The following is an 11,655-nucleotide window of genomic DNA, read 5'->3' as shown; positions in this document are numbered from 1 at the left end:
TCTTAAAATTTATTTGTTTGAGGAGGCAAGCTGCATGTCGAGATAATCATTAATAATGCGTTTTGCAGTATCGAGATCTATACCGTCGGGATTTAACGTTCCACGCAGCCAGATTCCATCAATGAGAGCGGCAACACTGTGGGCAGCAAGCTCAGCCTGAGACTGCGGTAACAGTGCTTTCAGTTCGCGCTTCAGGTGTGAGAGCAGCCGCATCTCATTAACACGTTGTAGACGTTTCAGTTTTTTGTTGTGCATTGAGAGCGTCCAAAAGGCCAACCAGGTCTTTGCTACCTTGTTTTCTGTCTGGTATCCATCAAAGTTACCCGCGACGATAGCGTTAATCCGCTCTCGATGTGCATCCTGAGGCAGTGCGGCCATTCGGCTCTTCACGCTGTGAGAAAGCTGACGCAACACCTCACGCATGGTTTCTTCCAGTAAACCCTCTTTACCACCAAAGTAGTGGTTGATGATACCGGTCGAGACACCTGCCTCTTTGCTAATGAGTGAGATACTGGCACTGTGCAAGCCGACACGTTCTATCACCGCCATTGTGGCGCGAACCAGTTGTGGTCTTCTGATGTCAGGCATTCCAAGTTTGGGCATCTGGTAGCTTTTCTTTTTTAATTGAACGTTCGATTAATAATAAACTGCCCGAAAAGTGTTTTGAGTTCAAACCAAATATTTTGTTGGTAAAGTGACCGTCAGTAAGCGGAATATACCTAATTTCGCAGTATTTTCACGGGTTAACAGCAATATGAATGCTGATCTGAAACGTCATATTCCAGAGCGTTTAATTAATTAGTTATACGATCAACTTCAAATTTTACTGATATTCAGCTATCAGTTGTTTAGAGAAAAAATGATTGTTTCATTGTTATGTAAATCAGTTTTATAACGGGGAAAACGTCTTTGGCGAGCTGGAGTGATATTTCGTTTCTACCTTTAAATTGTTCAATATTCTGCATGGTACCTACAGGTGTATTAACTCCTAGTGACAATGAAACAATATTCTTTCTCGCAAAAATGTTAATCAATATCCGCTTATGTAGAAGCACAACGTGTAGAGAAACAACTTGATTTTTTAACTGTCACCGTAGAGTGCTACACACCGGTTTCTGACTCTATTTTTGTTCAATCCATTTCTATTCAACCCGATCTTTTTTGTCGAATTAATTACTTAGCTAAGAAAAAATAAAAAATTATTTATCAACAAAATCAATATTTTAAATTTTATTTTTTCTCATTTTTAATCTTGTGCGAAATTTTTAATTACGGGGTGGGGTCTATTTTGGCGAACGTAGTAAGACAAGTGTCTTGACTAAATGTTAGCCACCAAAGGGATGTGAAGGCATTCACTGGCTATCAACCCCACACATGGAGTAACTACAATGAGTAAAATTGAAAAGAAAGCCACTTTCGCATCGGTAGCACTGGCAGTAGCAATGAGCACAAGTGCATTTGCTGCAGAGTCACCAGCGGGAAGCTCAGGTGCGGCGATCGGTGCAGGTGATAAAGTGCATTGCTACGGCATTCACTCTTGTAAAGGTCAGTCAGACTGCAAGACAGCAGAGCATGCATGTAAAGGTCAGAATGCTTGCGGTGGTCACGGTTTCAAAGCTATGAAAGCCAAAGAGTGCCTCGATAAAGGCGGCGTAATTTCAGACGTGTAATCCACTGGAGATAAGAAATGACTACAAGCTTTGGACTTGGTTTACGCACTCAGCATTACACTGATTTCCTGACTGCAAGACAGCCTGTGGACTGGCTGGAAGTCATTTCTGATAATTATATGGTCAATGGCGGTAAGCCATTGGCTATGCTTGACCGCATTTGCGAGCAATACCCGGTCACCATGCATGGTGTGTCCATGTCTATCGGATCAGTCAATGGTCTTGATGACGATTACCTTAAACGTCTGAAAGAGCTCGCGCAGCGTGCTCAGCCGTTGTGGATTTCGGACCATTTATGTTGGAGTGGAGTTCACGGACGTAAACTGCACGACCTTATGCCACTGCCTTTCACCGAAGAGGCGTTGGACGTGGTTTCGCGAAACATACTCCATGCTCAGGATGTTTTAAAGCGTCCTCTGGTGATAGAAAACGTCTCGAGTTATGTTGAATTCAAAGACTCAGAAATGAGTGAGTGGGCGTTTCTTACTGAACTCTGTAACAGAACGGATTGTCAGTTATTGCTGGATATCAACAATATCTACGTGAGTGCATTCAATCATGGCTTTTCACCTCTCGATTTCGTTAATGGCGTACCAGAAAACAGTGTTCGTCAATTCCATCTTGCTGGTCATCAAGACAATGGCGACCACTTAATAGATACCCATGATCACCCTGTCTGCAATGATGTGTGGGATCTTTATGCTTATGCGCTCAATCGTTTTGGCAATGTCCCCACTATGATTGAACGTGATGATAATATTCCGCCCTTGGTTGAGTTGTTGGCAGAGCTGGATATTGCCCGTGGCATTGCCAATAAAGTGCTCAAAGCCGAGGGCGCAGCGTGAACCTTCAAGAGATACAAAGCCACTTTCAGGATATTGTTCTTAACGAACATTGTCAGGCAGCCAATTGGGTTAGTGACCGGGAAGGGCGTTTACCGTCAAAGCAGCGTCTGGCCATTTATCACAATGCTTATCGAATGCGTCTTATTGAAGTCATGTTTGAAAACTTTGAGCATACCGCCGTCTACCTTGGCGATGAATGGTTCGAACAACTGGCGACCGCATATGTCCAGAGCCATCATTCAATATTCAATAACATTGGGTTTTATGGCCATAAATTTCCAGCGTTTCTGATGACACAATTGCCTGATGACAAGGAGGTGGCAGAGCTTGCTGAATTGGATTGGACATTGAGAAGAGCATTTGATGGCGAGGACAGTGACGTGCTGACCCTCGAGACCTTGCCCATCCTTGCCAGCCGGGATCCAGAAAATTTCTGTCTTACGCCCGTGCCGACAATGACGCTCACCACTCATGAATGCAATACGCTGGATATTTGGCACGCAATAGATAAAGAGGAAACACCACCGACTGTCACTACCTTGCCTCAACCTGTCAGTGTTCTTACGTGGCGAAAGGGTCACTCCCCGCATTTTAGGAGTGTTTCACCACTGGAGGCGACGGCTATACAGTGGGCCAGCGAGGGATATCGCGTGGAAGACATAGGTGAAGCCCTGCAAAACCGTTTTCCGGAGATAGATATCTCGTCAGAATTTGGCGTGATGTTGCATCGTTGGGTTATTGATGAAGTGTTGGCATTTAATTAGGGCTTTAAGCTCGAAGGTGATGAGTGAGTTGTTCAGTAAAGCGTTTGTATTCCCTTATATGACTATAACTTCGTTTTCGTCGTTACCTTTTTTTAGCGTTGCCAATATATGGTAGCAGTAGTTGTACTATTAACAGCCACCTTGGCCAATAATTAGCCAGTAATTTTTTTTAGATGCTAGCTTTCGCTTGCAGCCTATGAATTTTTCATTTTATGGATATTGTAATCTTCCTATTCATTCTATGCGTGGTAAGCAATTTATTAGAAATTCCTTCTTTATTCTCCAAATGAGAATGCCTCCATTTCCCTTTTCTTGTTCATTATTTTTTAGACTGAGAATAGATAGAACTTTGATCTTGCTTCAATTATTGCGTTAGAATAGCAAGATTAATTATATGGTTATTCGCCTTCTCGATTAATTTTTAACCGTGATTAATGCGCTTGGCACAGCCTACTTTTATAAAAGCAGTCATTTTTATTTATTATGTCATCAGTACAAGAAACCCAATTTGAGATTTGTGATAGTCATATTGAACGTCTCAATAAAATGCTCAAGAATATTGATTCAGATATTGCGCTTTCGATGGCATATGTTCGCAGAACACATAATGTTCAATTTGAAGAACTGGCAACGAAGATGTCAGGGGTCAAAATGAATACCCTCAAAAAATATATGCAGCCATCATATTCAGGGCAGCGTCCAATACATGTTGTCGCTGGGTTTTCGTGGGTAATGATGGTGCCCATGACCGCTTTTTATTTTGGCATGCGACTTAAAGAGTATTACCGGGGGATGGAAGACAGTTCTGTGGAAGCTCTGGTGCGAATAGGCCGACTCCCCAAGGAGCAATTCAACGCCATTCTGGATATTATTACCAATCTCTACAGTGAAGAGGAAAGACACGAATTCAGAGAGTGGCGAGAGAGCATCGAGGCACTTGAAGTTGAATCTGGCGTGCCAGAATACAATTCTCTCTTTCCACCCGAAGTACTCGATATTGATGCATTTGGTGAAGACTATTATCGGTCTATCGCAATCACTTTAAAACAATTTAGGTACGAAAATAATGTGTCTGAGGAACTTGCGGCTCGCGTGCTTGGTCTCTCTGAATACCAATATCGGGTGCTTGAAAATCGAAATAAACCCATATCATTTTCTGTTGCTATCGGTTTTCGGGCGAAGCTAGGGTTTCAGTTACAATCACACACTAATTTCACCAACTCAATGATTGCCTTTCCTCAATTTCACCACTTACGTGTTGCCCAGCATGTCAGAGATACCCTCATTGTCGAGGCGATAAGACGCTTAGAATTCACTAAAAAGCAACAGGTTTCTAAAATTATCGATCTTCTTTCCGAGATTTATCTATAAAATGTGACATCGCACAGCTGAGTGTAAAAAGTCAACGCAAAATGCGTAAGTATTTGCGTTGACCCGAGGTACATAAAATTTGAATAATTAACTAGTCAGCGTTTGTAGCCTTTGTTCGACATTGACGGATGACGATGCAAGAGCAATAAGTGCTTCAGCAACAACATCGGGGTGTTGAAGGTGCACTAAATGATCAGCATTTTTTATCTCGATGTAACTGCTGTTGCGAAGATTATCAGAGAAAGATTTTGCAACCTGTGTCGTGACATAAGGGTCAAATTCTGCTGCGCACACTAAAGCCGGAACCTGAATAGCATCTAGGTTTGTCGGCTTATGAACCAACAGTCGCACTGAGTTATCGAAGAACATTTGTATCCTCTCGTCAGCAAGACGCGAGATACTCTTTTGCATTGCTTTCTTGATCACTCGAGAGCGAGGAATATCAGAATTGTCTACCGTCAGAGATTCAATAAACGTTGCAGCAAACTCGCTTTTACCTTGCATGGTTGAGGCAATCATTTTTTTTGTTGCGTGGATACCTGAAGAGGGTATGCCGGGTACGCCGCCGCATATGCTTAATGATTTGACGCCTGACCACAGGCTGCATAACTCCACCGAAATAGCAGTGGCATAGGAAAAACCAATGATATGTGCAGCATCGATATCCATATGTTCGATAAAATCAATCAGCATCTGGCTTTGGTCTCTGATTGTTGTGGTCGGCGCTAAAGGATCGGCATATCCAGTACCCGGAACCTCAACCGTGATGCAAGTGAGTGTCTCCGAAAAGGCACGCGAGAAATGAGTGACAGATTCAATGTCTTGTAATGCCCCTAGAAGAAAAATTGCGACCTGATCAGTGCTTTTATTTTCATGGATAGTATAACGGTACATTTTATTATTAAGAATTACATTTTTCATCATAGTTTCCTCTCTTACAAAAGAGGAAATATATATGTATCAAATCAATAAAATAACAATTTACAAAAAGCATATTTATTTAATGGGAGTTATTTAATGGATGATAATAAATATAGAAATGACATTTCTAAAAAAATCAAAATTGCAAGAAAACGTTCAGGTAAAACACAGATTTTTATGGCTGAAAATCTTAAAATTTCGAGGCAAACCTATTTAGATGCTGAAAGTGGCAAGACAGAGGTGAGAGTGACAATGCTTAGAAAAATTGCTGAGCTGACGAACTTACCCTTATCTTGGTTTATTGAAGAAATGCCCAGTAGCCAGGAGTTTGAAAAAATAACTGAAAGCATGCATGTGATAGAGTTTCTGACTGTGATCTCTCGATTGCCTGAAGAGGTAAGGGCGGAGCTTCTCAGAACCAGCTCTGCCATGGCATCACTGATGCTGAACCATACGTCTTCGAGCAAACCAGAACTTGAGACCTGCTCAGCGGAGTGAAGCCAAAACAGTATTTGATGATTGATGAGGTTGCTGGCGACAAAAGTTGACTGTTTAGGTCGTTACTTGATGTGAGCCAGTACTTCACTGCGTCTATACAGTCAAGATAAAAGCCATGTATCATTTATTGTTTGCATAAATTCAAATCTACCCTTTCAAATAACATATCAATAGCCCTGTTCACTAAATCAACAAAATAACACATTACTGTCTGAATGTTCGTTGTTGAATATAGCTAAGTATGATTGCGTATAATTTGTTCTTTAAAAGTGACTTGAATAATTACCCAGTATTTAAATATTAAATTTAATTGTAACCATTTGTAATAATTTCGTATGGTACTTTCTTTTATCTGTATTCTAGGTTTAATCATTGATATGATTGATACCCCTTTTATTTATATCTGTTATCACTCACGATTGCTGTCTGTTTGTTCAGAAACGCAAACGTGGAAAACTGTACGCAGCATCGATTAGTAAATACATGCTTGATGGCGATATTTAAAAGTGCTTGGCTATCTCTGCCAGTGCATCTCTAAAAACGGGATGCCAGTCCGAGTCGGGTAGTTGCTTTAGTCGGTGCCAGAAAAAGGCAAAGTGATGCCCTCCGTCATCATTGGTAAAGTGCTGCCATGACCCTACTAATTTCTCAGTCTGACAGTGGTAAAAGTACCATTCTTGATTTTGATGTACGGCGTGCCAATGGCAAAGAAAGCGAGGTGCGCCAATAACGGTCACCCCAGATTCTTCGTAAAGTTCCCTGATAGCAGCATCGGAGGGAGACTCTGCAATTTCAATAGTCCCCTTGACCAATTGTTTACCAGCCAATGGATGACAAAATGCCAGAACTTCCGTTTCTCCATTCATCTCGCGAGAGACGACGGGACATACTTTGAGTTTTCTTTCTTTGAGTTTTGTCTGATCAATCATTTTTGCTTGTTGTTGTCTTCGTGCACTTTATATTCTGTGGATTGATATTCACCATACAACTGCCCTCTAGCTACTTTCCTTGGTCTGCTCAATGAATATGCCCGATGCTGTATGAGCCTCAATTGCGTCTTTGATCACACGTAGGCCAAAGTTTGCTGCCTCTGAGTCGTAGGCTACTGATCTTTGATTCATAAAACCATGTGAGAAAGGTGTAATGTGCTGTCTGACCTGATCTTTATTTTTGAGTACGTTGGCGATCTCCACCACATCGAATGATGGCTCATAAAAGGGTAACACAAGGTCAGTCACCGTCATCAGATCCTGTTGTAAATATTTGTATATCCGCGACGGATAAAAGCAGACAAAGTGTCTTTCATTATTTTTTATGTTTCCTGAAAGCCGCCACGCAACATTGGCGCCTGCGCTAAACCCAATTACCATGTGTGGCTGAGTCTGACTCACTGCCTCTGCGCTCAGTGAAAAATAGGTGTCATGACCACATTGGCTGATAAAGGCTCTATATGCATCATCTTCAGACGCAAATGCATGTCGAACAGCTTGATAAGGATCAACAATATGGGTGTGGTGACCATCGTTATTCAGAAACCGATAAATGTTATCGGTGGATTCACAAACACCAAAGATGTCAGTGATCAATAAGATATTCATATATACCTGAGGCTATTGTCCGTCTCTAAGTAGATGGGACAGAAACGTAAAAGAAGAGTGGAGAAAGTCCAGCCCTCGCGATGTTCAGAAGGACTGGAAAATACTATTAGCGCTTGTCAGTACCAGTGAGTTTGATGATGTTGTTGGGAAATTCCATTGATTCAACTTCCGAGGTAAAGGCTTTGGCTACGTCAAAAATTGTCTGGCTGGCATGGGCATACTGCTTCGAGAAAGGAGGCCAGTAGTCCCCTAAACCGAGCGCGTCATTAATGACCAATACCTGACCGTCACAGTCTGGCCCAGCACCAATACCTATTGATGGAACAGCTAATGAACTGGTCATCGTATTGGCGAGTGAATAAGGAATGTGCTCAAACACAATCATGAATGCACCAGCATGCTCAATGTCTTTTGCCTCATCCATGATCCGTTGCGCCTCGCTGCTGGTGCCACCGACCTTTTTAAAGCTCTTGGCGGTTTGTGGCGTAAGGCCTGTATGGCCGACTACAGCGATATCGTTAGCAACAAGGTGAGCAATAACATCCAGCTTTGGGCCTTCGAGTTTGATGCTATCTGCACCGGCAGCCAAAAGACGTTTGGCACTGACAAGAGCAGTATTTGGATCTTTATCTGTAAGATACGGAAGATCGCCAATAATATGGGTATCAGGTGCCCCCCGTCTTACCGCACCGATATGGTATTCCATATGCTCGATGGTGACGTCTCTGGTGCTATCAAACCCCATTTCTACCATGCCCACAGTGTCACCAACGAGGATTACAGGCACGCCCGCCTTCTCGATTTCCCTCGCGACCGGGCAGGTATAAGCTGTCAGCATGGTGATTGGCTTTTTCCCTTTCATCTCTGACAGATCTTTTGGCAACATCTTCATTTAATCTCTCCTTGCATCCAGAAAAGCCAAAGCCACTACATTAGCATAAAATTGATTTGACTCATGTACCGTGACTGCGTCACCTGTTTCCAATGTCAATATCATATGTCAGCGCATAGTAAATATAATTTCAGCAATGACTCACGGTATCTCGCCCTATATGGCTCAGAATCAGATACTAAGTTTCATGTGATCAAATACGTCTTCACGCTCATCCAGAGATTACTGTTGCAATGAACACCGTACAGGCTACATGAGAACGTGTGAGGTATTAACAAATTTGATATTGATGATGGCTGAAGTACATCGCATTCTAACGCGATAAATACTTATATAAATACTACTGTGCCTAAAAGCGGATTTAACATTTTCAGTGAGTGGTCGGGTGGCTTTTCTCGAAGAGTTTAAAACCTAGTTGAAGAGAGCCAACCTCGACACTTGCGTTCTATTCGTCGTTGGTGTGAGCCCGACCAGCACCGAAGATGTTTCTATCCCTGCAGTGGTGTCACGTAACACAGTTAGATCATCTAAAAAGGCTGTATTGTTTACTCTAACGAGTTAACAAACAGCGTAAAAGTCTTCGTATCAGGTGAATCTGATACTGACTTTTGCGTGAAGCCAAGCTTACAAAGGACAGACTCGCTACGTAAGTTCCAATCATGCACACCAGCTTTAATTTGCCCTTTATAGCCTGACTGACCAAGGTGAGAAATGAGCGACTGGCACATGTGAGTCGCCAGACCCTGTCCCCAGCTTTTGGGATTTACCCAATAGGCGAGTGCAAGCCCACCTGACTGCGGTAGCAATGTCACCTGACCTATGGTTTTTTCTTCACCTAAGCGACGACATGTCCATACAAAACACTCGCCAGAATGCCACTCTTTGACTCTGTTTTTACACCAGTATTCAGCCTCATCAACGCTGGTAATGACAGCCAGTGGCAAAGCGCGTGGAAATTTGTGGTGACTGACCGCATGAAACAGCTCAACACCGTCATCTGTGGGTATCGGTGAAAATAAAAAAAGTTCACACTGAAACTGGCAAGCGAATTCTGCCAATCTAGACTCCCTAGCCATATGTAAAATGAAAGTCTGCTTTATACTGGACGTACTGCTGTAACCGTGATTTCAACTAATACATCTCCTTCCAAGTCCACTCCTAAACATGCCCTTTGTGGCCAATGTTGCGGATCATTGCCCATCCATTCACACCAGACCTTATCCATTAAAGGTTTTTGAGTAATGTCGTCTATATATACCTGAGCAGATACGATCCGCGTTTTCGGTCTATCACTGGATACTCCCTATGAAAACTATCCTTCACGTTATTCTTTTTCCCTTAGAATTTTAATTCTACCGTTATAGGTATCATGGATATATCACTACCTCAGGTTGGTATTATTTTTTCATTTCGAGGGGAGGAAATTCTTATGAATCATATCCTTCAGAATAACAAAATAACCTTAAACAAAAGGTTGATTTATTGAGAGGTAGGTCTAAGAAATGCTGGTGTTATAACTGACTGCTAGGTAAGAAAAATCACACTGATAAATTTATTTATATATCAATATTTTTTCTAATTTAAGCCTGCGTTACTTTTAAAAAACGCAGGCTTAAAGGTTTATTATTCTATTTTCACTTTGCAGACTGGTTATGATATTGAGTATATTTTTCCTTTTTGTTTATCTTCAATCCAAATAATGGACGAATCCAGTTCCAGCGTCTTATGCAGTATTCATTAATCAAAAAACAGCTGATAAATGTTAATACGATAAGTATGCTTGACTCAACATAGACAGATAAGCCTTGTCTCGTTAACCAAAATCCAATCATTACTATTAATGTCTGATGCAGAATATACCAGGGGAAGATAGCTTCCGTCATATAAGAGAGTGTCTTACTTGGTTTGTTTAACCAACGCTGTGCTAATGATAGTAAAGCGACAATTGAAAACCATGCATATGCGGTTTTTCGCATCCTTTCTGATAAAAACTCTGTAATATCATAAGAATATGACCAATAATTTTGACTTTCCAAATACCATACAACACATGAAACCGTTGCGAGACTTAAAGCCAGTGTCAGAGCTGGAGCTAATGATTTATATATGGATTTCCAAAAATAAGTATCTTTGGCAACACAAAAGCCAAAAATAAAAATACTGAAATACAGTGAGTGGTTGGCCCAATCATCAACAAGTGCATGTGTAGATGGATAGATGGGTTTTAGAATAAGTTTAGAGATGAAGAATGGAATGATAGGGATAAGCATAACCCATAAAACACCTAACCGACTATCAAGACATTTCCTCATTACCTTTTTGCCATAACCATTCATTAGCGAAGATAAAGGCCATGCCACAGGTATCAATAATAAGGTATAAACAAATAGATAAACGACGTACCATAGGTGATTCCAAGTTGGAATTATGATTGAATATTTATCAATGCTGCCCTCTAAGTATTGTGGATAAAATTCCCAGAAACCGGACGCTATCTCTCCATTTTCTAATAACTCAAGCCATGATTGTGGAGCAATAATCGTATGTATACAAAAAATAATTGGTACAAGAAGTAATATAGATCTTTTGACTGTGAATTTAATTAATTTCTGTTTATCAATCGCATATCTTATTGCAAAACCAGAAATTAAAAATAGAAATGAGAGTCTCCAGGGATTCATTAATTTCATCAGAGGTTCAATGCTCTCACTGGCATAAATACTTTTTACATGCCAGTCCCAGGAAGTATAAAACATTCCTACATGATAAAAAATAAGTAATCCAAATAATATCACGCGTAGCCAATCTAAATCATATCGCCTTTCTGAGTTAGTACCCTGCTCCATGTCACTCTCCGCTCAGCTGTCATAAAAATAATTACAGTTTGGCTAATATAATTAGCTTATTTTTTACACAATAATGAAGTGATAATATTTGCGATCATATACACGTCAAATTAATAATTACTTGTTGGTATTTCATAAAAATGAAGGTTAAGCAAAGAACGAAATAGAAATATTCTTGAGGATTAAAGGAAACGATTTGATATCAGACTACGCAGAGTATCGACGAGTACCGAGACTACACTCTGTTCGA

12 protein-coding genes and 1 pseudogene are annotated in these 11,655 nt (G+C 41.1%); 5 read left to right on the top strand and 8 right to left on the bottom strand.

The window, feature by feature from the left end; genetic code table 11:
- Nucleotides 1-9: 9 nt before the first annotated feature.
- On the bottom strand, nucleotides 10-603 hold the full coding sequence (gene betI, locus A8L45_RS00500; RefSeq protein WP_068898097.1) for a transcriptional regulator BetI: 594 nt from the start codon (nucleotides 601-603) through the stop codon (nucleotides 10-12).
- A 785-nt stretch (nucleotides 604-1,388) separates the two neighbouring features.
- Here betI and bufA2 point away from each other — a divergent pair.
- The 4 genes from bufA2 (at nucleotide 1,389) to A8L45_RS00480 (ending at nucleotide 4,650) form a co-directional block, all read left to right on the top strand.
- Nucleotides 1,389-1,670 (top strand): BufA2 family periplasmic bufferin-type metallophore, encoded by a 282-nt coding sequence (gene bufA2 / locus A8L45_RS00495; RefSeq protein ID WP_068898095.1) that lies wholly within the window; start codon nucleotides 1,389-1,391, stop codon nucleotides 1,668-1,670.
- Nucleotides 1,671-1,687: 17 nt separating this feature from the next.
- Nucleotides 1,688-2,515 carry an MNIO family bufferin maturase gene (bufB, locus tag A8L45_RS00490; RefSeq protein ID WP_068898094.1) on the top strand — a complete coding sequence of 276 codons (828 nt, stop codon included), beginning with the start codon at nucleotides 1,688-1,690 and terminating at the stop codon, nucleotides 2,513-2,515.
- Nucleotides 2,512-3,279, top strand: coding sequence for an HvfC/BufC N-terminal domain-containing protein (locus A8L45_RS00485; protein WP_068898092.1), 768 nt, complete (start codon nucleotides 2,512-2,514; stop codon nucleotides 3,277-3,279). Before bufB ends, A8L45_RS00485 begins: the two co-directional genes overlap by 4 nt.
- A 483-nt stretch (nucleotides 3,280-3,762) precedes the next feature.
- On the top strand, nucleotides 3,763-4,650 hold the full coding sequence (locus A8L45_RS00480; RefSeq protein WP_068898091.1) for a hypothetical protein: 888 nt from the start codon (nucleotides 3,763-3,765) through the stop codon (nucleotides 4,648-4,650).
- Nucleotides 4,651-4,737: 87 nt separating this feature from the next.
- Here the strand turns inward: A8L45_RS00480 and A8L45_RS00475 are convergent, their stop codons facing one another.
- Nucleotides 4,738-5,574, bottom strand: a complete 837-nt coding sequence (locus A8L45_RS00475; RefSeq protein ID WP_068898089.1) for an alpha/beta fold hydrolase — start codon at nucleotides 5,572-5,574, stop codon at nucleotides 4,738-4,740.
- A 93-nt stretch (nucleotides 5,575-5,667) separates the two neighbouring features.
- Between A8L45_RS00475 and A8L45_RS00470 the strand changes: the two genes are divergently transcribed.
- Nucleotides 5,668-6,069: a helix-turn-helix domain-containing protein gene (locus A8L45_RS00470; protein ID WP_068898086.1), complete on the top strand. Its 402-nt coding sequence runs from the start codon at nucleotides 5,668-5,670 to the stop codon at nucleotides 6,067-6,069.
- A gap of 500 nt (nucleotides 6,070-6,569) precedes the next feature.
- On the opposite strand, the gene A8L45_RS00465 is transcribed toward A8L45_RS00470, so the two are convergent.
- The 6 genes and pseudogenes from A8L45_RS00465 to A8L45_RS00445 all read right to left on the bottom strand — a co-directional run bounded on the left by A8L45_RS00465 (nucleotide 6,570) and on the right by A8L45_RS00445 (nucleotide 11,405).
- Complete coding sequence (locus A8L45_RS00465; RefSeq protein ID WP_068898084.1) at nucleotides 6,570-6,998, bottom strand: NUDIX hydrolase; 429 nt, start codon at nucleotides 6,996-6,998, stop codon at nucleotides 6,570-6,572.
- 66 nt (nucleotides 6,999-7,064) lie between these two features.
- Complete coding sequence (locus tag A8L45_RS00460) at nucleotides 7,065-7,667, bottom strand: dienelactone hydrolase family protein (RefSeq protein WP_068898082.1); 603 nt, start codon at nucleotides 7,665-7,667, stop codon at nucleotides 7,065-7,067.
- Nucleotides 7,668-7,773: 106 nt separating this feature from the next.
- Nucleotides 7,774-8,559, bottom strand: a complete 786-nt coding sequence (gene panB, locus A8L45_RS00455; protein ID WP_068898080.1) for a 3-methyl-2-oxobutanoate hydroxymethyltransferase — start codon at nucleotides 8,557-8,559, stop codon at nucleotides 7,774-7,776.
- A gap of 545 nt (nucleotides 8,560-9,104) precedes the next feature.
- The gene (locus A8L45_RS00450) at nucleotides 9,105-9,617 is read right to left on the bottom strand and encodes a GNAT family N-acetyltransferase (protein WP_245680611.1); all 513 of its coding nucleotides are present in this window, start codon (nucleotides 9,615-9,617) and stop codon (nucleotides 9,105-9,107) included.
- 38 nt (nucleotides 9,618-9,655) lie between these two features.
- A pseudogene (locus tag A8L45_RS23625) lies at nucleotides 9,656-9,841 on the bottom strand (Rid family hydrolase); the annotation flags it as partial.
- Between the two features lie 352 nt (nucleotides 9,842-10,193).
- Nucleotides 10,194-11,405 (bottom strand): acyltransferase family protein, encoded by a 1,212-nt coding sequence (locus tag A8L45_RS00445; RefSeq protein WP_068898076.1) that lies wholly within the window; start codon nucleotides 11,403-11,405, stop codon nucleotides 10,194-10,196.
- Nucleotides 11,406-11,655 lie beyond the last annotated feature (250 nt).

This window comes from Veronia pacifica (genome assembly GCF_001707825.1).
Classification (GTDB): domain Bacteria; phylum Pseudomonadota; class Gammaproteobacteria; order Enterobacterales; family Vibrionaceae; genus Veronia; species Veronia pacifica.
Note: the sequence above shows the minus strand (reverse complement) of the source record. Positions and strands in the feature narration are given on the sequence as shown.

Bases quoted from the DNA above. Each gene is read 5' to 3' on its own strand.
- betI (WP_068898097.1), bottom strand. From the start codon at position 603: ATGCCCAAACTTGGAATGCCTGACATCAGAAGACCACAACTGGTTCGC.
- bufA2 (WP_068898095.1), top strand. From the start codon at position 1,389: ATGAGTAAAATTGAAAAGAAAGCCACTTTCGCATCGGTAGCACTGGCA.
- bufB (WP_068898094.1), top strand. From the start codon at position 1,688: ATGACTACAAGCTTTGGACTTGGTTTACGCACTCAGCATTACACTGAT.
- A8L45_RS00480 (WP_068898091.1), top strand. From the start codon at position 3,763: ATGTCATCAGTACAAGAAACCCAATTTGAGATTTGTGATAGTCATATT.
- A8L45_RS00475 (WP_068898089.1), bottom strand. From the start codon at position 5,574: ATGATGAAAAATGTAATTCTTAATAATAAAATGTACCGTTATACTATC.
- A8L45_RS00470 (WP_068898086.1), top strand. From the start codon at position 5,668: ATGGATGATAATAAATATAGAAATGACATTTCTAAAAAAATCAAAATT.
- A8L45_RS00465 (WP_068898084.1), bottom strand. From the start codon at position 6,998: ATGATTGATCAGACAAAACTCAAAGAAAGAAAACTCAAAGTATGTCCC.
- A8L45_RS00460 (WP_068898082.1), bottom strand. From the start codon at position 7,667: ATGAATATCTTATTGATCACTGACATCTTTGGTGTTTGTGAATCCACC.
- panB (WP_068898080.1), bottom strand. From the start codon at position 8,559: ATGAAGATGTTGCCAAAAGATCTGTCAGAGATGAAAGGGAAAAAGCCA.
- A8L45_RS00445 (WP_068898076.1), bottom strand. From the start codon at position 11,405: ATGGAGCAGGGTACTAACTCAGAAAGGCGATATGATTTAGATTGGCTA.